This window comes from Methylobacterium sp. Leaf111 (assembly GCF_001423285.1).
GTDB lineage: Bacteria > Pseudomonadota > Alphaproteobacteria > Rhizobiales > Beijerinckiaceae > Methylobacterium.
This window is the reverse complement of record NZ_LMNE01000045.1, coordinates 180143-203084: the sequence shown is the minus strand read 5'-3', so window position 1 is coordinate 203084 and position 22942 is coordinate 180143. Positions and strand designations below refer to the sequence as shown.

At 69.5% G+C, this 22942-nt stretch carries 23 protein-coding genes, 1 tRNA gene and 2 pseudogenes (1 of these 26 only partly in view); 17 read left to right on the top strand and 9 right to left on the bottom strand.

Translation table 11 applies throughout. The features are described from left to right. Nucleotides 1-576: the final stretch of a M23 family metallopeptidase gene (locus tag ASF41_RS17795; RefSeq protein WP_056495503.1), read on the top strand. 1485 nt of this gene lie to the left of the window's left edge; only the last 576 of its 2061 coding nucleotides appear in the window; its start codon lies off the left edge, out of view; it ends in the stop codon at nt 574-576. Between the two features lie 57 nt (nt 577-633). On the opposite strand, the gene gluQRS is transcribed toward ASF41_RS17795, so the two are convergent. Genes gluQRS through ASF41_RS17780 form a run of 3 tightly spaced genes read right to left on the bottom strand, consistent with a single transcriptional unit; the run spans nt 634 to nt 3978 of the window. Next, the gene (gene gluQRS, locus ASF41_RS17790) at nt 634-1539 is read right to left on the bottom strand and encodes a tRNA glutamyl-Q(34) synthetase GluQRS (protein ID WP_056495500.1); all 906 of its coding nucleotides are present in this window, start codon (nt 1537-1539) and stop codon (nt 634-636) included. 28 nt (nt 1540-1567) lie between these two features. After that, on the bottom strand, nt 1568-1849 hold the full coding sequence (locus ASF41_RS17785; protein WP_056495497.1) for a hypothetical protein: 282 nt from the start codon (nt 1847-1849) through the stop codon (nt 1568-1570). A 38-nt stretch (nt 1850-1887) separates the two neighbouring features. Continuing rightward, a complete protein-coding gene (locus ASF41_RS17780) occupies nt 1888-3978 on the bottom strand; it encodes an ATP-binding protein (RefSeq protein WP_056495494.1) in 2091 nt (696 codons plus the stop codon). Between the two features lie 220 nt (nt 3979-4198). Here ASF41_RS17780 and trpA point away from each other — a divergent pair, with 220 nt between their 5' ends. The 5 genes and pseudogenes from trpA to ASF41_RS17755 form a co-directional block, all read left to right on the top strand. Next, complete coding sequence (trpA, locus tag ASF41_RS17775) at nt 4199-5056, top strand: tryptophan synthase subunit alpha (RefSeq protein WP_056355232.1); 858 nt, start codon at nt 4199-4201, stop codon at nt 5054-5056. Nucleotides 5057-5118: 62 nt separating this feature from the next. After that, nucleotides 5119-6027: an acetyl-CoA carboxylase, carboxyltransferase subunit beta gene (gene accD, locus ASF41_RS17770; RefSeq protein ID WP_056278511.1), complete on the top strand. Its 909-nt coding sequence runs from the start codon at nt 5119-5121 to the stop codon at nt 6025-6027. Nucleotides 6028-6072: 45 nt separating this feature from the next. Further along, complete coding sequence (locus ASF41_RS17765) at nt 6073-7398, top strand: folylpolyglutamate synthase/dihydrofolate synthase family protein (protein ID WP_056355229.1); 1326 nt, start codon at nt 6073-6075, stop codon at nt 7396-7398. Nucleotides 7399-7528: 130 nt separating this feature from the next. Next, nucleotides 7529-8197 (top strand): annotated as a pseudogene (locus ASF41_RS17760) (outer membrane protein); the annotation flags it as partial. 1 nt (nt 8198) lies between these two features. After that, nucleotides 8199-8628, top strand: a 430-nt coding sequence (locus ASF41_RS17755) for an outer membrane protein (RefSeq protein WP_407067300.1), incomplete at its 5' end; no start/stop codon positions are given. 198 nt (nt 8629-8826) lie between these two features. Here the strand turns inward: ASF41_RS17755 and trxA are convergent. Then, nucleotides 8827-9147 carry a thioredoxin gene (gene trxA, locus ASF41_RS17750; RefSeq protein ID WP_055956782.1) on the bottom strand — a complete coding sequence of 107 codons (321 nt, stop codon included), beginning with the start codon at nt 9145-9147 and terminating at the stop codon, nt 8827-8829. Between the two features lie 331 nt (nt 9148-9478). Here trxA and ASF41_RS17745 point away from each other — a divergent pair, with 331 nt between their 5' ends. Further along, complete coding sequence (locus ASF41_RS17745; protein ID WP_056278423.1) at nt 9479-10762, top strand: PQQ-dependent sugar dehydrogenase; 1284 nt, start codon at nt 9479-9481, stop codon at nt 10760-10762. A 44-nt stretch (nt 10763-10806) separates the two neighbouring features. Here the strand turns inward: ASF41_RS17745 and ASF41_RS17740 are convergent, their stop codons facing one another. The 4 genes from ASF41_RS17740 to rpmB all read right to left on the bottom strand — a co-directional run bounded on the left by ASF41_RS17740 (nt 10807) and on the right by rpmB (nt 13298). Then, nucleotides 10807-11370: a TetR/AcrR family transcriptional regulator gene (locus ASF41_RS17740; protein WP_056495490.1), complete on the bottom strand. Its 564-nt coding sequence runs from the start codon at nt 11368-11370 to the stop codon at nt 10807-10809. Between the two features lie 10 nt (nt 11371-11380). Then, nucleotides 11381-11854 carry a nuclear transport factor 2 family protein gene (locus ASF41_RS17735; RefSeq protein ID WP_056496017.1) on the bottom strand — a complete coding sequence of 158 codons (474 nt, stop codon included), beginning with the start codon at nt 11852-11854 and terminating at the stop codon, nt 11381-11383. A 72-nt stretch (nt 11855-11926) separates the two neighbouring features. Beyond that, nucleotides 11927-12856, bottom strand: a complete 930-nt coding sequence (locus ASF41_RS17730) for an AEC family transporter (protein ID WP_056355219.1) — start codon at nt 12854-12856, stop codon at nt 11927-11929. 136 nt (nt 12857-12992) lie between these two features. After that, the gene (rpmB, locus tag ASF41_RS17725) at nt 12993-13298 is read right to left on the bottom strand and encodes a 50S ribosomal protein L28 (protein WP_056278414.1); all 306 of its coding nucleotides are present in this window, start codon (nt 13296-13298) and stop codon (nt 12993-12995) included. 317 nt (nt 13299-13615) lie between these two features. Here rpmB and ASF41_RS17720 point away from each other — a divergent pair, with 317 nt between their 5' ends. From ASF41_RS17720 to ASF41_RS17690, 7 genes are all read left to right on the top strand, one after another. Continuing rightward, nucleotides 13616-14533 carry a DUF3108 domain-containing protein gene (locus ASF41_RS17720; protein ID WP_056495487.1) on the top strand — a complete coding sequence of 306 codons (918 nt, stop codon included), beginning with the start codon at nt 13616-13618 and terminating at the stop codon, nt 14531-14533. Between the two features lie 44 nt (nt 14534-14577). Next, entirely contained in the window at nt 14578-14877 is a 300-nt protein-coding gene (locus tag ASF41_RS17715) for a hypothetical protein (RefSeq protein ID WP_162242131.1), read from the top strand. Nucleotides 14878-14943: 66 nt separating this feature from the next. Next, nucleotides 14944-18351: a helicase-related protein gene (locus ASF41_RS17710; RefSeq protein WP_056495481.1), complete on the top strand. Its 3408-nt coding sequence runs from the start codon at nt 14944-14946 to the stop codon at nt 18349-18351. Between the two features lie 6 nt (nt 18352-18357). Further along, a complete protein-coding gene (locus tag ASF41_RS17705) occupies nt 18358-18633 on the top strand; it encodes an RNA-binding S4 domain-containing protein (protein WP_056380135.1) in 276 nt (91 codons plus the stop codon). A gap of 234 nt (nt 18634-18867) precedes the next feature. After that, nucleotides 18868-19206, top strand: coding sequence for a ferredoxin FdxA (gene fdxA / locus ASF41_RS17700; protein WP_056212150.1), 339 nt, complete (start codon nt 18868-18870; stop codon nt 19204-19206). 435 nt (nt 19207-19641) lie between these two features. After that, nucleotides 19642-20232, top strand: coding sequence for a CarD family transcriptional regulator (locus ASF41_RS17695; protein WP_056212152.1), 591 nt, complete (start codon nt 19642-19644; stop codon nt 20230-20232). Nucleotides 20233-20487: 255 nt separating this feature from the next. Continuing rightward, nucleotides 20488-21360, top strand: a complete 873-nt coding sequence (locus ASF41_RS17690; RefSeq protein WP_055956812.1) for an RNA polymerase factor sigma-32 — start codon at nt 20488-20490, stop codon at nt 21358-21360. Between the two features lie 129 nt (nt 21361-21489). Here the strand turns inward: ASF41_RS17690 and ASF41_RS25460 are convergent, their stop codons facing one another. Then, entirely contained in the window at nt 21490-21720 is a 231-nt protein-coding gene (locus ASF41_RS25460; RefSeq protein ID WP_162242134.1) for a hypothetical protein, read from the bottom strand. Here ASF41_RS25460 and ASF41_RS26695 point away from each other — a divergent pair. The 3 genes and pseudogenes from ASF41_RS26695 to ASF41_RS17680 form a co-directional block, all read left to right on the top strand. Beyond that, nucleotides 21682-21813 (top strand): annotated as a pseudogene (locus ASF41_RS26695) (4-phosphopantetheinyl transferase); the annotation flags it as partial. The gene ASF41_RS25460 and the pseudogene ASF41_RS26695 sit on opposite strands and share 39 nt — an antisense overlap. A 57-nt stretch (nt 21814-21870) precedes the next feature. Next, nucleotides 21871-22281 carry a 4'-phosphopantetheinyl transferase superfamily protein gene (locus ASF41_RS25455; protein ID WP_162242133.1) on the top strand — a complete coding sequence of 137 codons (411 nt, stop codon included), beginning with the start codon at nt 21871-21873 and terminating at the stop codon, nt 22279-22281. 97 nt (nt 22282-22378) lie between these two features. Further along, a tRNA-Pro gene (locus ASF41_RS17680) sits at nt 22379-22455 on the top strand. Nucleotides 22456-22942 lie beyond the last annotated feature (487 nt).

The following is a 22942-nucleotide window of genomic DNA, read 5'->3' as shown; positions in this document are numbered from 1 at the left end:
CAGTCCCCCGACGACGGGACGATCGACTACCTCGACGAGCAGGGTCGGTCGCTCAAGAAGTTCCTCATCCGCAAGCCCATCGCCGACGGCATCATGCGCTCGGGCTTCGGCTATCGGCGCCACCCCGTGCTCGGCTACGCGAAGCTGCATACCGGCGTCGACTGGGCGAACCCGATCGGCACGCCCATCGTGGCCGCCGGCAATGCGACGGTGCTGAAGGCGGATTGGGATTCGGGCTATGGCCGCCGAGTGGAATTGCAGCACATCAACGGCTACGTCACGACCTACAATCACATGTCCCGCTTCGCCCGCGGCATCACCGCCGGCGCCAAGGTGCGCCAGGGCCAAGTGATCGGCTATGTCGGATCGACCGGCCTCTCCACGGGTGCCCACCTCCACTACGAGGTCATCATCAACGGGCACTTCGTCGACCCGATGAAGATCCGCGTCCCCCGCGGGCGCGAACTCGACGGGCGAATGCTCGCGGAGTTCACCCGCCAGCGCGAGCAGATCGAGGGCACGATGCAGAAGTCGCGCACGGCCTCCGCCATGGCCCAGCGCGACGCGATGCGCTGATCCCGGCCCCGACGGTCCCGTCCCTCATATCTGCATTCTCGGGCTGATCGCCGCCGCTCAGGCGAAACCGAGGCGGGCCCGTATGCCCGCCGGGCTCTCGCCGGACGCGCGCAGGTCGGCGAGGGAACGCGAGCCGCGGGATTTCGCGAGCTTCTCGCCCGAGGCGTCCCGCAGCAGGGCGTGGTGATGGTAGCGGGGTGACGGCGCCCCGATCAGGGCCTGCAGCAGGACGTGCAGGTCGGTGCTGGCGCGCAGGTCTTCGCCTCGGACCACGTGGGTGATGCCCTGCACGGCATCGTCCATCACGACGGCGAGGTGATAGCTCGTCGGCACGTCCCGGCGGGCGATGACGGGGTCCCCCCACCGTGCCGGATCGGCGGCCTCGTCCCGCTCGATGCCGATTTGGCGGACAGCCCCCCTCCCCTCCCCCGCCACGACGGCGAAGGTCCGCACCACGTGCGGGCCGGGTGACGCGGCCAGGGCCCGGGCCGTGTCGAGCCGCCAGTTATACGGCTCGCCAGCGGCGCGTCGCCGATCGGCGACCCTCTCGGGCAGGGCCCGGCAGGTGCCCGGATAGAGCGGCGCTCCGTCGGGGTCGCGGGGCACCGGCGCGCCGCGGCCGGCGTCGGCCTCCACCACCGCGGCGATCGCGCCGCGGGAGCAGAAGCACGGATAGGCCAGACCGCGCTCGGCCAGCGCGGAGACCTGGTACCGGTACGCGTCGAGATGTTCCGACTGTCGGCGCTCGGGAGGCGCGAACCGCAGGCCGAGCCAGGCGAGGTCCTCACGGAGGCCCTGGATCAGCTCCGGGCGCGACCGGACCGGATCGATGTCCTCGATCCGCAGCAGCAGGCGGCCGCCGATGCCCCGCGCGAGGGCGTCGTTCAGGAGGGCGGAGGCGGCGTGTCCGAGATGCAGGCGGCCGTTCGGGCTGGGGGCGAAGCGGAAGACCGGGACGTTCACGGACGGATCCCTCCCGACCGCCGGTCGATCAGCCGCCGACGCGGCGCAGGCAGCTCTGTTCCTTCGCCACGCAGGCGATCCCCGGCAGGGAGCAATGGATGCCCCCCTCGCCGCGCTGGCAGATGCGGCAGCCGTCGCCCCACTCGGCACAGGCCGTGTCCTCGCTCGGCGCGACCCTCGCCCTGGGGTGCGACGGCGCCGGTACGGCGGCCCCGATCAGCACCGTCGCGGCGGTGAGGGCGACCACGCCCCAGGCGACGCGGCGGTCGTGGGTGCGCGTCGGCGCGTCGGATATGCGGTCATCGGCCATGGCGCGGTGTTCGCGCGGGCGGACCGGCGTGTCAACGTTCACGCGGCTGCCGCACGACCAGCCAGCAAGTCCGGCAGGGCCCGGAGATCCAGGGGCTTGGCGAGAAAATGATCGAAGCCGGCCGCTCGAGCCTCCCGCTCGTCGTCGCGGCCCGCATTGGCGGTGAGTGCGATGAGCCGGAGTGCGGAAGCGCGCGGCCCGCTCTCGCCGGCGCGAATCCGTCGGGCGGTCTCGAGCCCGTCGAGCCCGGGCATGCGGATGTCCAGGAGGGCGAGATCGAAGGGCGCCGCGTCGGAGGCTTCGCGGATGCGAGCGAGCGCCTCCTCCCCATCCCGCGCCAGGACGACGATCGCCCCGAGGCGTTGCAGGGCCTTGGTGGCCAGGAGGGCGTTGATCGGGTTGTCCTCGGCCAGGAGCACGCGCGGTCCGCCGGAGATCGGGGCAAGCAGAACCTCCGATCCTGGCTGAAGGGCGGCCCGGTGCGCGGCCTCGTTCGGCGTCGCCGGCCGCTCGCCCCGCGGGGGGGCCGGCGCGAGCAGGCGATCGAACAGCGAGCGGGCGCGCACGGGCTTCACGAGGTAACTGTCGAAACCGGACGCGGCCGGCGCACCGAAGTCGCGTCGATCGAAGGGGGAGAGCAGCACCAGGCAGCAGCGCACGCCGTGCCGCCGCGCCTCCCCGGCGAGGGCTCGAACGGCGGCGTCCCCGAGAGTCCGATCCGCCAGGAGGGCGTCGAAGGCTGCCCCCGGCAGCGCGGCGAGTCCCGCCTCGAGGTCCGGCACCACCCAGGCTGAGGCCCCGGACCGCGTCAGCCGGCGCGCGAGGTAGGGCGCCTGGAACGGCGAGCTCGCCACGATGAGGACCCGGCGTCCCGCGAAACCGGGCGGGCGCTCCCGTCCCGCCTCGGCGACATCGAGCGGAAGGGCGACGGTGAAGGTGCTGCCCGTGCCGAGGCGCGACGTCGCCTCGACATGGCCACCCATCCGGGTGACGAGGCGACGCGTGATGGCGAGGCCGAGCCCGGTTCCCTCGTGCCGTCGGCTCGCGCTGTCGTCGCCCTGCTCGAACTCCTCGAACAGGCGCGGGATGCGGTCCTCCGGGATGCCCGGACCCGTGTCCGAGATGGCGATGCGCAGATGGCCGTCCCCGTGGGTCAGTTCCACCCCGACGCCACCGGTCCCCGTGAACTTGATGGCGTTGCCGGCGAGATTCACGAGGATCTGCCGGACCCGGTCCGCGTCGCCGATCACGAGGTGCGGGACGTCGTCGGCGACGTCCACGGCGATCTCGATGCCCTTGTCCTGGGCGCGGGGCGCGAGCAGCTCCACAACGCCCTCGGCGATCTCGGCCGGATCGAAGGGCTCGGCGGCGAGGTCGAGGCGTCCCGCCTCGATCCGTGAGAAATCGAGGATGCCGTCGATCAGGGTCAGCAACGCCTTGCCCGAGGTGCTGATGGCCTCGACGTAGGTGCGCTGCTCCGGATCGAGCCCGGTCTCGAGGACGAGGTCGGCCATGCCGAGAATCCCGTTCAGCGGCGTGCGGAACTCGTGGCTCACGGTGGCGAGGAAGCGCGACTTCGCCACGTTGGCGGCTTCGGCCCGGGTCAGGGCCTCGTCCAGGGAGCGGGCGGATTCGACCCGCTCGGTGATGTCGGCACCGGCACGCAGCCATTGGGTCTCGCCATTGCTGCCCGGCACCGCCATCTCGATGAACGTGTACCAGCGCGGCGTCCCCGTGGCCGGGGCGAGCCGCATCTCGATCCGGCGGACGCCGTCCGCCTGCCGCACGTTCTCGCCGGTCTCCAGCACCTCCGGCTGGCGGGTCGTGCCGAGGAGCGACAGGGGCTCGGCCCCGACGAGACGGCCGAAGCCCGCGTTGGCGAAGGTGATCCGGCCCTGGGAATCCCGTTGGACGATGATCTCCGTCGTGGCCTGCACCAGGGCGCGGTAGCGCTCCTCGTTCTCGGAGAGGCGCCAGATCCGGTCCTCGAGATGCTCGGTGCGTCCTTCCTCTTGCGCGACCGGCCGGGGGCCAACTCTAGCCCGATGGCTGCGCGCGCGCAGAAGCCATCCCGCCAGGAAGGCCAGGCCGGACGGGAGAAGGACAAGGACGATGTCCGGCAGAGTCATGCAGCCAGCCCCTGGCGGGTTGGGACCCCACCGGGGCCGACCATGCCGCCCGAGGTTGAAGGCCGGCTTTCGAAAGGCTGTTAAAGGTTCGTTGCCGGCCCCCTTCGGGATTGACGCGGCGCGCCGTACGCTTCACGGGCCGGTCGCGATGGTGTAGGCGCGGCGGCTTGATCCCGGGCCGCGCCCCCGGCGGCTCCGAGGAACGCGAGACGTGAGTGTCATGACGGCTACGAGTTCGGCAAATCCCGGTCAGGCGCGGATCGCCGCCGCCTTCGCGCGCTGCCGCGCCGAGAAGCGGGCGGCCCTGGTGACCTACGTCATGGCCGGCGACCCGGATGCCGAGACCTCCCTGAAGGTCCTGCAGGCCCTCCCGGCCGCGGGGGCCGACATCGTCGAGTTCGGCCTGCCCTTCACCGATCCCATGGCCGACGGCCCGGCGATCCAGGCGGCCGGCCTGCGCGCGCTCAAGCACGGGCAGGGTGTGGTGCGGACCCTCGACCTCGTCCGGCGCTTCCGCGCGGGGAATACCGAGACGCCGGTGATCCTGATGGGATACTACAATCCCATCCATGCCTACGGCGTCGCGCGTTTCCTCGACGATGCTCTGGCGGCCGGCATCGACGGCCTGATCATCGTCGACCTTCCGCCGGAGGAAGACGACGAGCTCTGCCTTCCGACGCTGGAGAAGGGCCTAGCCTTCATCCGGCTCGCCACGCCGACCACCGACGAGAAGCGCCTGCCGGCCGTTCTCGCGAACACGGCGGGCTTCGTCTACTACGTCTCGATCACCGGCATCACCGGTACGGCGAAGCCGAACTTCGACCGGGTCGCGGAAGCCGTGGGCCGGATCCGGCGCCACACCGACCTGCCCATCGTCGTGGGCTTCGGCGTGCGCACCGGCGCGGATGCCGCCGCGATCGCCCGCGGCGCCGACGGGGTGGTGGTCGGCTCGGCCCTGGTCGATGCCATGCGGGCGACCCTCGACGAAGAGGGCGCGTCGAAGGGCGGGACGGTCGAGGCCGTCAGCGCCCTGGTCCGCGAGCTGGCCGAGGGCGTTCGCTCCTCGCCCCGCGCCTGACGCAATTTACAGAGACCTTCCGGCTCGCTCGCTTCGAGCCCGCACAAGGACGCCGTCGCATGATGGTTGAACCGATGAACTGGATCTCGGAGGTCGTTCGCCCCAAGATCAAGACCTTGTTCAAGCGCGAGACCCCGGAGAACCTCTGGGTCAAATGTCCCGACACGGGCCAGATGGTCTTCCACAAGGAGGTGGAGAGCAACCATTGGGTCATCCCGGGCTCCGAGCACCACCTCAAGATGAGCGCCCAGGCGCGCCTCAAGATGATGTTCGACGAGGGCACCTGGATCGACGTGCCCCTGCCGGAGGTCGCCGCGGACCCGCTCAAGTTCCGCGACGAGAAGCGCTACGTCGACCGCCTCAAGGACGCTCGGGCCAAGACCGGGATGACCGACGCCTTCAAGGTCGGCTTCGGCCGGGTCTCCGGCCTGCCGATGACGCTGGCGGTGCAGGACTTCGCCTTCATGGCCGGGTCGCTCGGCATGGCGGCGGGCGAGGCCTTCGTGCGCGGCGCCGAGACCGCCCTCGACAAGCGTACCCCCTACGTCCTGTTCTCCGCCTCGGGCGGCGCGCGCATGCAGGAGGGCATCCTGTCGCTGATGCAGATGCCCCGCACCACCGTGGCGGTGCGCCGGCTTAATGCCGCCAAGCTGCCCTACATCGTGGTGCTCACCAATCCGACCACCGGCGGCGTCACCGCGTCCTACGCGATGCTGGGCGACGTCCATCTGGCGGAGCCCGGTGCGCTGATCTGCTTTGCCGGCCCCCGCGTCATCGAGCAGACGATCCGCGAAAAGCTGCCCGATGGGTTCCAGCGTGCGGAATACCTGCGCGACCACGGCATGGTCGATCAGGTCGTGCACCGGCACGCCCTGAAGGACACGATCGCCAACCTGTGCGGTCTCCTCATGAACCAGGAGCCCGGAGCGCAGCCGGCCCGGACGGCTACGCCGGTCCCTGAGCCCGTCTGAGGCGCCACACCCCGCTCCCTTCCCTTCGCGACACGACGTTCGATCATGGATTCCTCCGACGCGCTGATGGCGCGCTTCCTCGCCCTCCACCCGCGCACGATCGACCTGTCGCTCGGGCGGATCGAGCGCCTGCTTGCCCGGCTCGGACATCCCGAGCGCAAGCTTCCGCCGGTGATTCACGTCGCCGGCACCAACGGGAAGGGCTCGACCATCGCCTTCATGCGGGCGATTCTCGAGGCGGCGGGGCTGGCGGCCCACGTCTACACCTCGCCCCACCTCGTGCGCTTCCACGAGCGCATCCGCATCGGCGCGATCGGCGGCGGCCACTTCGTGCCCGAGGACCAGCTCGCCGATGCCTTCGCGCGCTGCGAGGCCGCCAACGAGGGCGAGCCGATCACGGTGTTCGAGATCACCACGGCGGCCGCCCTGCTGCTCTTCTCCGAGCAGCCCGCGGACGTGCTGCTCCTGGAGGTCGGCCTCGGCGGCCGGGTGGACGCGACGAACGTGATCGACAGTCCCGCGGCCGCGGTGGTCACGCCGATTGGGCGCGACCATGCGGAGTACCTCGGCGACACCGTTGAGGCCGTGGCCACGGAGAAGGCCGGGATCTTCAAGAAGGGCTGCCCGGCGATCATCGCCGCGCAGGACTACGCCGAGGCCGATTCCGTGCTCTGCCGCCTCGCCGAGGCCGCCGGGGCCATGCCGATCCGGGTCGGCAACCAGGATTTCTCGGTCCATGCCGAGCGCGGGCGCCTCGTCTACCAGGACGATCTCGACCTGTTCGACCTGCCGAAGCCGCGCCTGAACGGCCGGCACCAGTTCACCAATGCGGGCACGGCGATCGCTGCCCTACGCGCGGCCGGCTTCGGCGATATCGGCACCGCCGCCATCGAGGCCGGCCTGAACTCCGTCGAGTGGCCCGGACGCCTGCAGCGGCTGAACCGGGGACGCCTGTCCGAGCTCGTGCCGCCGGGCGCCGAGCTCTGGCTCGACGGCGGCCACAACATCGACGGCGGGCGCATCCTCGCCGCCGCCATGGCGGATCTCGGCGAGCGCTCCGACGTGCCGCTGGTTCTCATCGTCGGGTTGCTGGGTACCAAGGACGCGGAGGGGTTCCTGCGCAATTTCATCGGTCTGGCGCGGGTGCTCGTGGCGGTTCCGATCGCCGGCCAGATGGCGGCCAGACCCGCCGACGAGGTGGCGAGCATCGCGGCGGAGGTCGGCCTGAACGCGCAGTCCGCGCCGAGTGTCGAGGCCGCCCTGGAGAGCCTGGCCGATATCGCGTTCGAGCAGCCGCCACGCATCCTGATCTGCGGTTCGCTTTACTTGGTGGGCGCTGTGCTGACCGCGAACGGGACGCCTCCCACCTGATTTTCCTTAACTTTTCCCGGGGTTCGCTCACGACCACGTCAGCTCTGCTGTGTGACCCTGGCGCTACATCTTGGCTGTGGAAACTGCAGTAGGTTCTCCCTCGATCGGGCATATCGCTGGGGATCAAATAATGAAAAAGCTTCTTACGTCTTTCGCGGCCTTCACGGCCCTCACCGCGGCCGCTTCGGCCGCTGACCTTCCGCGTCGCGCGGCGCCCCCGGTGTTCGTGCCGGTGCCGGTGTTCACCTGGACCGGCTTCTACGCCGGTTTCAACGCTGGTTACGGCTTCGATGCCTCCAGCAACAACCAGCCGACCGTCATCGGCGTGAACGGCGCCAGCACCCTGGTCCTGCCGGGCACCACCGCTGTCGTCGCCTTCCAGAACGGCCAGAGCAACGACGGCTTCGTCGGCGGTGGTCAGATCGGCTACAACTACCAGTTCACCCCGGGCTCCGGTGTCGTGATCGGTGTCGAGGCCGACGCTCAGTACGTCGACTTCGGTCGTGAGCGGAACCGCTTCTCGGCCACCGGCCCGCTGGCCGCCCAGCAGGTCTTCAACCCGGCCGGCATCTCGGGCCTCGACTACTTCGGCACCGTCCGCGGTCGCCTCGGCTACGCCTTCGACCGTGTCCTGTTCTACGGCACCGGCGGCTTCGCCTACGGTTCGGGCGGCGGTCGCGACTTCGGTCTGACCAACCGCAGCCGTGACGACTTCCAGACCGGCTGGGCTGCCGGCGGCGGTATCGAGTACGCGCTTCCCACCGACTCGTTCCTGAACTTCTTCAAGTCCTCGGCCGTGNCGTCTCGGGCCTCGACTACTTCGGCACCGTCCGCGGTCGCCTCGGCTACGCCTTCGACCGCACCCTCGTGTACGGCACCGGCGGCTTCGCCTACGGTTCGGGCGGCGGTCGCGACTTCGGTCTGACCAACCGCAGCCGTGACGACTTCCAGACCGGCTGGGCTGCCGGCGGCGGTATCGAGTACGCGCTTCCCACCGACTCGTTCCTGAACTTCTTCCGCTCTTCGGCCGTGACGCTGAAGATCGAAGGTCTGTACGTGAACCTCGACCAGGGCAACCGCAACAACGGTGTCTTCGCCGTCAACAACGCCGGCCAGGAAGTCAGCGTCACCAGCCCGGGCGTCGTGCTCGTCAGCAGCGGCCGCCAGGTGCGCGACACCGAGTTCGCCGTCGTCCGCGCCGGCCTGAACTACAAGTTCGGCTCGTACTAAGCCGACACTTCGGGTCTCGAGACGGAGAAGCCCGGCCGCAAGGCCGGGCTTCCTTCGTTTGGGGCTTCACCCTGTGAGGCGCTCGCGCGGATGCGGGATTCCCGCCCGCGAAACGAAAAAGCCCGGCATCGCGCCGGGCTCTTTGCATTTCAGGACCACGCCGCGGCCGCCGGGTCGGCGACCAAGCGAGCCAAGGGCTCAGGCGCTGGCCTGGATCCAGCGGGACAGATCGCCCTTCGGTGCTGCGCCGACCTTCTGGCTCGCGAGCTGGCCGTCCTTGAAGATCAGCAGTGTCGGGATCGAGCGGATGCCGTACTGGGCGGCGATTCCCGGGTTCTCGTCGACGTTGACCTTCGCGATCTTCACCTTGCCCTGGAGATCCGCCGAGATCTCCTCAAGGGCCGGGCCGATCTGGCGGCAGGGGCCGCACCACTCGGCCCAGAAATCCACTACGACCGGCTCCGCGGACTGGAGAACGTCCTGCTCGAAGCTCGCGTCGGTCACTTTCACCGTCGCCATGGGGAAACTTCCTTTCCGGTTCCGCGCCTGCGGACCCACCTCTTCGCCGTCATCGCGCCGCGAGACTGTGCGCTGTCGACCAGACTTGGCGATGGCGTGGGGAACGGTCAAGGCATCCCGCACGGTAAGCAGGGCTGACCTCCATCCGGAACGGGGATTGTCCACGGCCCCCACGCCAGCCCACGCCCAAGCGATCCGCACCGTCCCAACCCTCGTCAAAGCGTGTCCGTCGCCCCATGTCCCTCTCGTCCCTGCCCCGGCGGGCCGATCGGCCGGCCGACGGGGCTCGATCCGAAGCCGGTCCCGGGACCGGCATGGAGGAACATCCGACGTGAAGCGCACCCCGTATCGCCTGCTCGCCACCGCAGCCCTCCTCAGCCTCGGCACAGCCGTCCATGGGCAGGAGCCGGCAGGGACCGAACCCAGGCAGCCCCGGGTGGGCGGCGATGCCTTTGCGGCACCCACCAGCCCGGCGACCGGCAACAGCCCGGCGGAGACGGAAGCACCGAACGCGCCTTACAAACCCCTCCTGCCGAACCAGACCCGGGCCCCGAAGCCCGAGGTCGCCACCAAGGTGAAGACCGAGGTGGTGGCCAAGGGCCTCGACAGCCCCTGGGCGATGGAGTTCCTGCCGGACGGCCGGATGCTCGTGACCGAGAAGGCTGGCAAGCTGCGGATCGTCGCCAAGGACGGCACGCCCGGTCCGGCGATTCCGGGGGTGCCGAAGGTCGACGCGCGGGGTCAGGGCGGTCTGCTGGACGTCGCCCTCAGCCCGAGCTTCCCGGCCGACCGGCGGATCTATCTCAGCTATTCGGAGCCGCGCGAGAAGGGCAACGGCACCAGCGTGCTTCGCGCCAAGCTGATCGAGGAGAACGGCGTCGCCCGTCTCGACGAGGTCAAGGTGATCTTCCGGCAGATGCCGACCTATGACGGCGACAAGCATTTCGGCTCGCGCCTCGTGTTCGCGCCCGACGGCAAGCTGTTCGTCACGGTGGGCGAGCGCTCCGACAAGGCCACCCGTGTCCAGGCGCAGGATCTCACCAGCGGGCTCGGCAAGGTGTTCCGCATCGACACCGACGGGAATGCGCCCAAGGACAACCCGTTCTCGGGCGGCGAGAAGGCCAAGCCCGAGATCTGGTCCTATGGACATCGGAACGTCCAGGCGGCCGCCCTCGACCCGCAGGGCCGGCTCTGGACCGCCGAGCATGGCCCGAAGGGCGGCGACGAGCTCAACCGGCCTCGCCCGGGCGTGAATTACGGCTGGCCCGAGGTCACCTACGGCCTGGAATACAGCGGCGAGAAGATCGGCGAGGGCAGGACCCAGGCAGGCGGGACCGCGCAACCGGTCTATTACTGGGATCCGGTGATCGGGCCCTCGGGGATGGCCCTCTATACCGGTGACGCCTTCCCGGACTGGAAGGATGCCTTCCTCATCGGTGGCCTCGTCAGCGAGGGCCTCGTCGTGGTGAAGCTCGACGGCGACAAGGTCGTGACCGAAGAGCGTATTCCCCTGCAGGCCCGCATTCGGGATGTCCGGGTCGGCAGCGAGGGTGCGGTCTACGCCGTCACCGAGGGAGCGGACGGCAAGATCCTGAAGCTGACTCCTGGCAGCTGAGCCCCCCATCTCAGCCCGGCGGCCCGGCGGCATGGCCGCCGGCCTCAAGGTGACGGGATCAGGCGGAACCGCATCCGCTCCAGGGTCCGCCCGAAAGCCGCGGGCTCGTCCAGGGCGCGCGCTAGGACAAGCCCTCCTTGGATCGCCGCGATGGCCTCCTCGGCGAGGTCGGCCGCCGCCTCCGGGCCGTGTCCGCTCCGCCGCAACGCAGCGGCCAGGGCATCGCGCCAGGCCGCGAAGTATCCAGCGATGCGCGCGCCGAACCGATCCCGTCCCCCCGTCAGGGCGAAGGCCCCGACGAGGCAGGCCCGGCCGCCGGAGCGAAAATAGGTGTCGGTTTCCGACAGCATCCGGGTGATCGCCGCACGCGGATCGGCCTCTTCGCGCAGCGGCGCGTAGATCCGGGTCTCGAACCATGCCTCGATCGCCGCAAGCACGGCCTCCGCCATCTCCGCCTTCCCCCCCGGGAAGGCGTGATAGAGGCTCCCCTTACCGAGACCGGTGCGTGCCCCGAGAAGCGCAAGGCTGGCGCCCTCGTAGCCGCGCTCCCGGAACACCTCGGCGAGGACCGGGATCGCAGCCGCCCGGGCGCCCTCCCCCTGTCCCATGCCGAGATCCCTAAAGACCAAGCTCTGTCAGGCCCGGGTGATCCTCCGGACGCGGCGCGGAGCGGTCCCACCGGAACTTGCGCTCGGTTTCGGGGATGGCGAGATCGTTGATGCTGGCATGGCGGTCGCGCATCAAGCCGTTCGCGTCGAAGGCCCAGTTCTCGTTGCCGTAGGCGCGGAACCATTGCCCGGACGCATCGCGGAATTCGTAAGCGAACCGCACCGCGATCCGATCGCCGCCGTGAGCCCAGATTTCCTTGATCAGGCGATAATCCAGTTCGCGCGCCCACTTGCGCTGGAGAAAGGCGACGATGGCGGGGCGACCGGAAAAGAACTCCGCCCGGTTCCGCCAGCGGCTGTCCGGCGTGTAGGCGAGCGCGACCTTCTCGGGGTCGCAGCCGTTCCAGCCGTTCTCGGCGGCACGCACCTTCTGGATTGCGGTTTCCCGGGTGAAGGGCGGCAGCGGCGGACGCGCTTCGGACATGACGGCATCTCCCTCGTCCATGATCGACGCCTCGGCATCTGTACCGATCGGTACAAACGCCTGCACGAATCGTCAAGCGTGTCCGAGGATCGTGAGCCAGACGATGGTCGTGACGATCGCCAGCAGGGTCGAGAGCATCACGGCGGCGGCGACCACGCCGGTCTCGGTCTTATAGCGCGAGGCCAGCAGATAGGCGTTGATCCCCACGGGCATGGCCGCGAACAGGGTCGCCACGCCGGCATAGGCCGGCGGCATGGTGAAGACATGGAAGGCCAGCACCCAGACCGCGAGGGGATGGATCACGAGCTTCAACCCGGTGATGACCATGGCGCTGGGCAGGTCGTGCAGGACCCGGTAGCGCACGAGCCCGGCTCCGAGGGCGATGAGCGCGCAGGTCGAGGCTGTCCCCGCCAGGGCGTCGACCAGGGACTTGACCATTCCGGTGGGGGCGAGCCCGAGCCCCTTGAGGGCGAGTCCGGCGATGAGCGCCAGGAAGATCGGATTGCGCAGGAGAACCAGGGCGAGACCGCGCAGGCGCCTCAGGATCGAGGCCTGCCCGTCCGCCTCGATCAGGAAGGTCGCGCAGCCCATCATGAGGGGCAGGTGCACTGCCAGCAGCATGAAGAGTGGGAAAGCCCCCTCCTCGCCATAGGCCTGGAGGATCATGGGCACGCCGATGAAGACGGTGTTCGACTGGCTGGAGGCGAAGCCGTGCAGGATCGCGCCGCGCCGCTCCACGCCCTTGCGGCGCAGGCTGAGGAGGGAGCCGACCAACCAGGACAGCCCGGCGCCGCCGAAGTAGCTGACCCAGTAGGACGGCGTGATCTCGCCGGTCAGGCCCGGGCGCGTCAGCGTGGAGAGGATGAGAGCCGGAACGGCGATCGAAAAGACGTATTCCGACAGGCCGTCGCTGACCTTGTCGGACAGGAAGCCGGCCAGGGCCGCGATCCAGCCGATCAGGATCAGCCCGAAGATCGGGGCGACGAGCGACAGGATGGTCATCGAAGGCGAGCCGGTGCTCCAACGCGAACGGTCGCCGTACGCGCTGAGCGTGCGGCGACCGTTCGGGAACCTGGACGGAGGCGTTGTGGGGGACCGCCGGCGGTGCGCGCCGGAGTGATTCGATCCCGCCGAAGCCTCAGGCGGCGGCGGGGGCCTCGACTTCGGCGAGCTTCTTGTGCAGCTCGCGCTTGAGGAGGCGGGCCGTCTGCGACAGCTCGATCTCGCGGGCCTTGATCAGGAAGGCGTCGAGACCGCCACGGTGCTCGACCGAGCGCAGGGCGTGAGCGGTGACGCGCAGGCGCACCCGGCGCTTGAGCGCGTCCGACTGCAGCGTGACCTGGCACAGGTTCGGCAGGAACCGGCACTTGGTCTTGCGGTTCGAGTGGCTCACGAGGTGGCCGGTCTGCACGGCTTTGCCCGTGAGTTCGCAACGGCGCGACATTGTTCTATTTCCCGTCTCGTTCCGCATGTCCGACAGGCTGGCGGGAAACCAGAACCGCGTCGCGGCAAACGGCTTCTCGCACGCCACGCCCGGTGGAGCGGCGTTCTCGTTGAAGGCGCGAGCCTATAGGGGACTGTGCCCCTTGGCGTCAAGGCCCGAGGCGATCTTTCGCGCCGTTCCGCGGACCGGCGGCCCGCGGCGTGCAAGCCTGGCTGTTCCGTGCCCAACGATGTGTTAACCATGAAGACGGACGATGCCGGCGAGATGTCTCCGGTCCGTTCGACCGGAGACCGACAGCCAACCCCGAGTCCCCAGCCATGTGCGGCACCCGCAAGCGCCCCGCCCCGCTCTTCCTCCTCGGCGCCAGCCTGCTGACGCTCGCGGCCCTGCTCGCCGCCCCGGCGGCGGAAGCCCGCGCCAAGGCCGGCCGGTCGGCCTCCAAGACGGCCGCCGCCGTCACCGTAGACTACGACATCGCTCTGGCCGGCCTCACCATCGGGAACGCCCAGGTGGCCGGCACCTTCGAGGGGTCCGGCTACCGGATGGACGTCTCGGCGCGCCTCACGGGCCTCGCCGGCGTGGTTACGGGCGGCATGGGCTCGGCCCGCGCCAGCGGCGCCATCGCGGCGGCGCCGCAGCCCAATACCTTCGCGATCGCCACCAAGACCACGAATTCCGGAATCGCCGTGCGCATGGCGCTCGCCCGCGGCACCGTCACCCAGGCGGAGATCACCCCGCCCCTCATCGACATGGGCGACCGGGTTCCGATCACCCCCGCCAACAAGCGCGGCGTCATCGATCCGGCGAGCGCCCTGATGATGCCCGTGCAGGGGCGCGCCGACCCGATGGACCCGGCCAACTGCAACCGGACCCTGCCGATCTTCGACGGTGCGACCCGGTTCGACGTCGTGCTGAGCTACGGCGAGACCCGCAGGATCGCCAAGCCCGGCTACAATGGTCCCGTCCTGGTCTGCAACGCGCGCTACACGCCCATCGCCGGCCACCGTCCGGATCGGCCGGGCGTGAAATTCATGGAGGACAACCGCGAGATGTCGGTCTGGCTCGCGCCGGTTGAGGGCACCCGCGTGCTCCTGCCCGTGCGCATCGCGGTCCGAACCACCGTCGGCACCAACATCATCGAGGCGACGCGCTGGACGCAGACCGGCGGACAGCAGGGCAGCACCACGGCGTCGGCGCCGGGCACTCCCGTCACGCAGGCCAGCCTGGCCCAGTGAGACGGTGCGCCGAATCGCGAATCGCCCGGCCCTGCGCGCTGGTCGTGCTGCTTGTCCTGACGGGCGGCGGGGCCTTGGCGCAGGCGAGCCTGTCCACGGGCCCGGATTGCGGCGGCGATGCCTATTCGTCGGCCCAGGTGATCGAGAACCGCCCGCCCCGGCGCGGCCCCCTCACGGCGGTGCCCGACACCCTCTGCGCCGATGTCGCACCGCAGGGGGGCCAGCCCCCCGTCGAGATCGGAATCTACCCGAGTCTCGGCACACCCGGCATGCCGCCACGGGATGGCAGGCGGGGCGATGGCGACCCATATGAGGCGCAGCCGCCACGGCAGCGCCGACCCTGACGGCGCCGCGGCGGTCTCCCCCGTTCCTGAGCCTGCCGGCCTCGCCGAAGGGACCGCCCCCACCTCATGATCCGCCCCTCCCTCTCCCCGCAGGCCCGCGCACGCGGCGTCACGGCGGTGCTCGGGCCGACCAATACCGGCAAGACCCATCTGGCTATCGAGCGCATGCTCGCCCATCCGACCGGCATGATCGGCCTGCCCCTCAGGCTGCTCGCGCGGGAGGTCTACCTGCGGGTCGTCGCCAAGGTGGGGGTCAACAAGGTCGCCCTCGTCACCGGCGAGGAGAAGATCAAGCCGGACCGACCGCGCTACTGGATCTCCACCATCGAGGCGATGCCGCGCGACCTCGACGTCGCCTTCGTGGCGATCGACGAGATCCAACTCGCCGCCGACATGGACCGGGGCCATGTCTTCACCGACCGCCTGCTGCACCAGCGCGGGCGGGAGGAGACCCTGCTCATCGGATCGTCGACGATGCTGCCGCTGGTGCAGTCGTTGATCCCCGGCGTCCACACGACGACGCGACCGCGCCTGTCGCAGCTCACCTTCGCGGGCGAGAAGAAGCTCGGCCGACTGCCCCGCCGCTCGGCCATCGTCGCCTTCTCGGCCGAGGAGGTCTACGCCATCGCGGAGCTGATCCGGCGCCAGCGCGGCGGCGCGGCGGTGGTGCTCGGCGCGCTCTCGCCGCGGACCCGCAACGCGCAGGTGGAGCTCTATCAGTCCGGCGACGTCGACTACCTCATCGCCACCGACGCGGTCGGCATGGGCCTCAACCTCGACGTGGACCACGTCGCGTTCGCGGCGAACTGGAAATACGACGGCACCCGCTTCCGCAAGCTGACCCCGCCCGAGATGGGACAGATCGCCGGCCGCGCCGGGCGCCACCTCTCGGACGGCACCTTCGGCTCGACCGGACGGTGTGCGCCCTTCGAGCCCGAGATGATCGAGGCGCTGGAGACCCACGACTTCGAGCCCCTGCGCGTCCTGCAATGGCGCAATCCCGACCTCGACTTCTCCTCCCTGAAGGCGCTGCAGGAAAGCCTGGACGAGCACCCGCGCGAGAAAGGCCTCACCCGCGCGCCCATGGGCGAGGACCAGTCGGCCCTCGAGATCCTGATGCGCGAGGACGACATCCGCGACCTCGCCAACAGCCCCGCCAACGTGCGCCGGCTCTGGGACGTCTGCGGCGTCCCGGACTACCGGAAGGTGCATCCGCAGACCCATGCCGACCTCGTCGCCCAGCTGTTCCGCTTCCTCATGCGCGGCATGGCGGGGCGCATCCCCGACGACTGGTTCGCCAAGCACGTCGCCATGATCGACCGCACCGACGGCGACATCGACGCGCTGTCCCAGCGCATCGCGCAGGGGCGGACATGGACCTTCGTGGCGAACCGTCCGGATTGGCTCGTTGATCCAGTGCATTGGCAGGGCGAGACGCGTCGGGTAGAGGACAGGCTGTCTGACGCCCTGCACGAGCGCCTTGCGAGCCGTTTCGTCGATCGGCGCACCAGCGTCCTGATGCGGCGCCTGAGAGAGAATACGATGTTGGAAGCTGAGATCACCGCCGGCGGGGACGTCACCGTCGAGGGCCAGCATGTCGGCCATCTGCATGGCTTCCAGTTCGTTCCGGATCCCGGTGCGGAAGGACATGAGGCCAAGACTCTGCGCAGCGCGGCCGAGAAGGCGCTCGGCGGCGAGATCGAGGCCCGCGCCGAGCGGTTCTCGTCGGCCGCGGACGCCTCCCTCGTGCTGAGCCACGACGGCGTCATTCGCTGGACCGGCGATCCGGTGGCCAAGCTGACGCCGGGCGACAAGCTGTTCGAGCCGCATGTCCGCCTGCTCGCCGACGAGCAGCTGACCGGCCCGGCCCGCGACAAAGTCGAAGCCCGGCTCGTCGCCTGGCTCAAGGCCACCGTGGTGCGCCTCCTCGGCCCGCTGATGGAGATCGAGACCGCAGCGGACCTCACCGGTCTCGCCAAGGGCATCGGCTTCCAGGTGGTGGAGTCCCTGGGCGTGCTGGAGCGTGCCAAGGTGATGCAGGAAATGCGCACCCTCGACCAGGATGGACGCGGAGCCTTGCGCCGCCACGGCGTCCGCTTCGGCGCCTACCACATCTTCCTGCCGGCCCTGCTCAAGCCGGCGCCCCGGACCCTGGCGGCCCAGCTCTGGGCCCTGAAGAACGGCGGCCTCGACCAGCGCGGCCTCGACGAGATCGCCCATCTGGCGAGCTCCGGCCGGACTTCGATCAAGGTCGATCCCGAGATTGCCAAGGGCCTGTACCGCGCGGCCGGCTTCCGGGTCTGCGGCGAGCGCGCCGTGCGCGTGGACATCCTCGAGCGCCTCGCCGACCTGATCCGGCCGGCCATCGCCTACCGCCCCGGCACAACGCCGGGCGACGCCCCGATGGGCGCGGCCGACGGCGACGCCTTCGTGGCGACGGTGGGCATGACCTCCCTAGTCGGCTGCTCCGGCGAGGATTTCGCCTCGATCCTCAAATCCCTCGGCTACGCACCCGAGACCCGTCCAGGCCCGGCGATCACCGTGCCGCTGCTCCCGGCGGCGGCGACCCAGCCCATCGTTCCCGCCGCGACCGCCAGCACCGACCCTATCGGCCCCGAGACGGCAGCCGACGAGAATGCTCCGGCCGAGGCCGCGAGCGAGATGGCGCCCGAGAGTGGGACCGACACGACTCCGGCCGGCGAGAGCGCGGCATCGGCCGAGATTGCCGAGCCCGAGATCGCCCCCGGCTCGACCGAGGATTCCGTTGCCGCCGACGCTCCCGAAGAGGCCGCCGGGGCCAGCCCGACCCAGGAGACCTCGTCTCAGGACAGCCCGCCGCGGGACGATGCGGCCGACGCGGTCGCCGAATCTGCCGAAGACGCTGCGGCACAGCCCGTCGCCGACGCCGCGGCTGTCGCCGAGGCGACGGAACATCCGCCGGAGAACGCCGACTTCGCCCAGCCTGAGGACGCCTCCGCGGAGGCTCAGGCCGAGACGGCTGACGGCGAGATGCCGTCCGACGTTTCCGCGGCCGAGATCGCGACCGTCGAAGTCTGGCGGCTTCAGCGTCACCAGCGCCATGCCAACCCGCGTCAGAATCGTCCGCGTGGCCAGAGCCGCGACGGCGGCGCCCCGAACCGCGCCGCGGGCGAAGCGCGCCCCGACCATCGCCGTCCGGGCGGTGGAAGTGGCGAGGGCCGCGACCGTCCGCGCAGTGGCCCGCCTGGGGATCGGCCTGAGGGGGGACGCCGCGGCGGCCCCGGCGAGGGGCGTCCGGATGGGGGGCGGCCGCAGCGCCGCGAGCGCTTCGAGCCGGGCCGCACGCGACCCGAGCGTCGGGACGAACCACGGGCGGCGCCCCGCGACGAGCCGCGTCCGCAGCGGCGCGAGCGGGCTCCGGATCCGGATTCGCCGTTCGCCAAGCTCGCCGCCCTGAAGGCGCAGCTCGAGGCTGGGACCGACCGCAAGCGTTGAGGTGGAATGAAGCCGGGACGTCAGCGGCTCGACAAATGGCTGTGGTTCGCGCGCTTCGCGCGAACCCGATCGCTCGCGGCACGCCTCGTCACCGATGGCTATGTCCGGGTGAATGGAAAGCGGGTCGATGCGTCCGCCACCGCCGTCGCCCTCGGCGATGTGGTGACGGTCGCCGCGGCGCACGCCACGGTGATCGCCCGGATCCTGGATCTCGGCGAGCGGCGCGGCCCGGCGCCGGAGGCCCAGCAGCTCTATAGGATCGTGGGGAGCGACCTCGAATAGGCCGCCCGCCCGTGTCGCCCGCGCGACACCGGAGACACGGTGGTGCAGGAGGCCCGCCGACGCGCTTGTCAGCCCCTCGGACAGGGTCTAGAGCCAGCGCGACTCCATCTTGCCCATGCGACCCCGCATCACCGCCACCCCGCATTAAGGCATCCGTGCAACGATCTGCGCGAGCGACCATGCATCGGCATCGGGACGCTCCCGGCGATGCCCGGATCAAGGACTGAAGGCCCCATGACCTACGTCGTCACCGACAACTGCATCAAGTGCAAGTACATGGACTGCGTCGAGGTCTGTCCGGTGGACTGCTTCTACGAAGGCGAGAACATGCTCGTCATCCACCCCGACGAGTGCATCGATTGCGGAGTCTGCGAACCGGAATGCCCCGCTGAGGCGATCAAGCCCGACACCGAGCCGAAGCTCGAGACCTGGCTGAAGGTGAACGCGGACTACGCGCGGACCTGGCCGAACATCACACAGAAGAAGGACGCTCCAGCGGACGCCAAGACCTGGGACGGCGTTGCCGGCAAGTTCGAGGCGCATTTCTCGGCCAATCCCGGCACCGGCGACTGAACGCCGCGCGGGGGTTCGGTGCGGTCCGTCATGGACGACGCGCACCTGACGGAGCGTTCACGAAGAGGCTGTGGAGGGCTGGCCCGCGGTCGCCCATCCCATGGCCTAGCGCCAGCAATCCTTTGATTCGTCGGCTGGTTTGTGTTATGACAAATGCCTGCCGTCGTTCGTGCCCGACGTGCTGCCTCCAGCCACCACTTGATGGGTCTCACACTCAGCTGTGGACTGGGGTCGCATGCGATCGATCGCTGAAGGCTCAGGTGCTTTCGGCGAACGCTCTCTCGTTGCGCGATCATCGGCGTGCCCGGGAACCGGCGGCTGTGCGTCACTGATGCAGATCCTTCGGATAAGGGGCTGAAGCCGGGTGACCCACCCCGGATTACAGGGTTCGGCGCGGCGTTCAAGGCCGCGCAATGTTCTGGAGGCGCTTCTCGCATGACCACAGCCAAGAAGACGACGGCAGGCCGCCAAGGCTTCAAGACCGGCGAAGCGGTCGTGTACCCAGCCCATGGTGTCGGTCGCATCACCGCCATCGAGGAGCAAGAGATCGCCGGCTATAAACTTGAGCTGTTCGTTGTGTCCTTCGAGAAGGACAAGATGGTCCTGCGCGTCCCCACCGCCAAGGCCAACAGCGTCGGCATGCGCAAGCTCGCCGAGCCGGATCTCGTGAAGAAAGCCCTGGATCTCCTCACCGGCCGCGCCCGGGTCAAGCGGACCATGTGGTCGCGTCGCGCCCAGGAATACGAGGCCAAGATCAACTCTGGCGACCTCCTCTCGGTCACCGAAGTGGTGCGCGACCTCTATCGCTCCGAGGCTCAGCCCGAGCAGTCCTACAGCGAGCGTCAGCTCTATGAGTCGGCCCTCGACCGGGTCGTGCGCGAGATCTCGTCGGTGAACCGCATCACCGAGACCGAGGCCTTGAAGCTCATCGAGCAGAGCCTTGCCAAGTCGCCGCGCCGCGCCAAGGGCGAGGCCGAGGCGGAAGGCGAAGCCGAGGGCGACGACCTGCAGGAAGAGGCGGCCTGACCGCCAGCCCCATCGTCCCGGACGCGGTCCGGGACACCCCGTTTCCCGAAGCCCGGCGCGCACGCGCCGGGCTTTTTTCATGGTCGAGACGGCGACGCGTCACAAGCTCACGAGACCGTGTGAAGCAAGCCGCCTGCGGAACCATCCCGGCGACTTCGGGTTGTCGCGTTGCCAGTCACAGGTCCTCTGCCCGATTACCATCGGCGACGTCGACTTGTGGTCAGAAGCACACGTTTCATCGAGGCGGAGGCGGGAATGGCGGACATCGCAGGGATACGGCGGCAGTTCATACGCACGGCGATGGAGGCGCCCTTCCTTGCGCGGGATGAGGAACGGGGTCTCGCCGTCCGGTGGAAGGACGAGCGCGACGAGCGAGCCCTGCATGGGCTGATCTCGGCGCATATGCGTCTCGTCATCGCGATCGCCGGGCGCTTTCGGCACTACGGCCTTCCTATGGCCGACCTCGTCCAAGAGGGCCATGTGGGCCTGATGGAGGCGGCGGCCCGCTTCGAGCCCGAGCGCGAAGTTCGCTTCTCCACCTACGCCACGTGGTGGATCCGGGCCTCGATCCAGGACTACATCCTCCGCAACTGGTCCATCGTTCGCGGTGGCACGAGTTCCGCCCAGAAGGCGTTGTTCTTCAACCTGCGTCGCCTGCGCGCTCGCCTGATGCAGTCGACCGAAGAGCATGTCGGCGACGAGATCCACCGCCGCATCGCGACGGCCATCGGCGTGTCCCGGGAGGACGTGGCCCTGATGGACGCCCGGCTCTCGGGCCCCGACATGTCCCTGAACGCGCCGGTTGGCGAGGAGAGCGAAGCCTCCTCCGAGCGCATGGACTTCCTCGTCGACGGAGCCGCGCTTCCGGATGAGACGGTCTCCGCGACGGTGGACGGCGAGCGCCGTCTGATCTGGCTGAACGAGGCCCTGACTGTTCTGTCCGAACGCGAGCTGCGCATCCTCAAGGAGCGCCGTCTCGCAGAGGACCAAGCGACCCTCGAGGCCCTTGGTCATCGGCTCGGCATCTCGAAGGAGCGGGTCCGTCAGATCGAGAATCGCGCTCTTGAGAAGTTGCGACGCGCCCTGGCCGAGCGCTTTCCCCAGACCGGTGGCAACGTCTACGCTTGAAACGTTGTCGGCGCTTCGCGAAGCCCCGCGAAACGTGGGCTTTCGCGGGATGCGCGGACCAGCTTAAAGCACTGTCCACGCTCACCATGCGGGCCTGACTGGGGCAATGACCGCAGTTGGACGGATCGGCTAATCGTGAACGATGCGGCGCACGGTGTCGCGGAGGCGGCGACGCCCGCCGCCCGGGATTGGAATGATGCCGTGCCTTGCCCCGGTGCCGGTACGGCAGTCTGGCGGATCGACCTCGCACTTCGCATGGCCCTTCCTCCCGAACAATCCGCTTGGCTCTCGCAGGAGGAGCAGGACCGCGCCGACCGTTTCCTGCGGGCCGAGGATCGTGCGCGCTTCGTCGAAAGCCACGCGGCGCTTCGCTTGATCCTAGCGGGATATGGGGATCGGCGGCCTCAGGACCTGATCTTCGCGCAGGAACCCGGCGGACGGCCGGTCCTGGCGTCACATCCTCGGGCAGGCCTCCACTTCAACCTGTCGCATTCGGGATCTCTTGCACTGGTGGGCATCTCCACGGCCACCCCGATCGGTGTCGACGTGGAGGCGATCAGGCCGGTTGGCGACCCGCTCACGATCGCGCGCGCCCATTTCCATCGGAACGAGATCGCGGCCCTGACACAGGTGCCGCAGTCCCGCCAGGGGCCGACGTTCTTTCGGCTCTGGACGCGGAAGGAGGCCGTGGTGAAGGCACTGGGCACCGGCCTGATGGGCGCGCTCGACGGCTTTGACGTCAGCGCCGGTGATCCTTCCGGCCCTGCCATCGCCTGGGAGGATATGGACCCCGTGGCCTCCGGATGGTCGCTCTCCGACCTCGACCTTGGACCGGAGGCGGCCGGTGCCGTCGCTATCCCGCTGCCCGGCCAGTCCTGCCACCGATACCACCTCCCGAAGGACTGGGCCGCGCGGGCTTGAGAACGGCCTCGTCCGACAATTTCCCGCAAGGAAGCGCTTGCGGCCCGGAGGAGGGCTCGCTATACGTCCGCTCGCCGGCCCACCAAGCCGGCGTTGTCGGAGTGTAGCGCAGTCTGGTAGCGCACCACGTTCGGGACGTGGGGGTCGCAGGTTCAAATCCTGCCACTCCGACCAGTATCATCAAGACCCTGTCTTTCCCGAGATTATCGAACATCAGAAGCTGTCCGGCTTTTCGTGCGGATTATCCTGACGGGAGCGCCTCGCGACGTCACGATCTCGGCCGATCGACGTCCCTCTTCGCCTGAAAATTCGGCCCGCGCGTTCGCGTAACGGGCAAGCCCCTGTCCGCTCGGACTGTCCGTCTGGAGTGAGGCGATCGCACGTTGGGGGTACGTCGGGGTCGTCCGCCGGAATTCAGCTCCGCGCATACGGACGATTCAGGTCTTTCCCCGCATCCTATGCGGCGGCCCTCGGCATTCCCGACGGCGCCCAGGCAAGCAGTGGTCGGGCGAAGGGTGATCGGGCAAGCGTGACGGACTTATCGGACAGATCCGTCGCGCAGCCGACGGTCGATGGAGTCGCCGACCGCTTCGGACCCCGTGCGCATGGCATCGCGGCCTGGCCCTTCGGACCACCCCGTCCCGCTCTGGTCGTTCCGCCC

Bases quoted from the DNA above. Each gene is read 5' to 3' on its own strand.
- ASF41_RS17710 (WP_056495481.1), top strand. From the start codon at position 14,944: ATGATCCGCCCCTCCCTCTCCCCGCAGGCCCGCGCACGCGGCGTCACG.
- ASF41_RS17785 (WP_056495497.1), bottom strand. From the start codon at position 1,849: ATGGCCGATGACCGCATATCCGACGCGCCGACGCGCACCCACGACCGC.
- ASF41_RS17735 (WP_056496017.1), bottom strand. From the start codon at position 11,854: ATGTCCGAAGCGCGTCCGCCGCTGCCGCCCTTCACCCGGGAAACCGCA.
- ASF41_RS17705 (WP_056380135.1), top strand. From the start codon at position 18,358: ATGAAGCCGGGACGTCAGCGGCTCGACAAATGGCTGTGGTTCGCGCGC.
- ASF41_RS17740 (WP_056495490.1), bottom strand. From the start codon at position 11,370: ATGGGACAGGGGGAGGGCGCCCGGGCGGCTGCGATCCCGGTCCTCGCC.
- ASF41_RS17765 (WP_056355229.1), top strand. From the start codon at position 6,073: ATGGATTCCTCCGACGCGCTGATGGCGCGCTTCCTCGCCCTCCACCCG.
- ASF41_RS17695 (WP_056212152.1), top strand. From the start codon at position 19,642: ATGACCACAGCCAAGAAGACGACGGCAGGCCGCCAAGGCTTCAAGACC.
- ASF41_RS17690 (WP_055956812.1), top strand. From the start codon at position 20,488: ATGGCGGACATCGCAGGGATACGGCGGCAGTTCATACGCACGGCGATG.
- ASF41_RS17780 (WP_056495494.1), bottom strand. From the start codon at position 3,978: ATGACTCTGCCGGACATCGTCCTTGTCCTTCTCCCGTCCGGCCTGGCC.
- rpmB (WP_056278414.1), bottom strand. From the start codon at position 13,298: ATGTCGCGCCGTTGCGAACTCACGGGCAAAGCCGTGCAGACCGGCCAC.
- ASF41_RS17730 (WP_056355219.1), bottom strand. From the start codon at position 12,856: ATGACCATCCTGTCGCTCGTCGCCCCGATCTTCGGGCTGATCCTGATC.
- trxA (WP_055956782.1), bottom strand. From the start codon at position 9,147: ATGGCGACGGTGAAAGTGACCGACGCGAGCTTCGAGCAGGACGTTCTC.
- ASF41_RS17720 (WP_056495487.1), top strand. From the start codon at position 13,616: ATGTGCGGCACCCGCAAGCGCCCCGCCCCGCTCTTCCTCCTCGGCGCC.
- accD (WP_056278511.1), top strand. From the start codon at position 5,119: ATGGTTGAACCGATGAACTGGATCTCGGAGGTCGTTCGCCCCAAGATC.
- fdxA (WP_056212150.1), top strand. From the start codon at position 18,868: ATGACCTACGTCGTCACCGACAACTGCATCAAGTGCAAGTACATGGAC.
- trpA (WP_056355232.1), top strand. From the start codon at position 4,199: ATGACGGCTACGAGTTCGGCAAATCCCGGTCAGGCGCGGATCGCCGCC.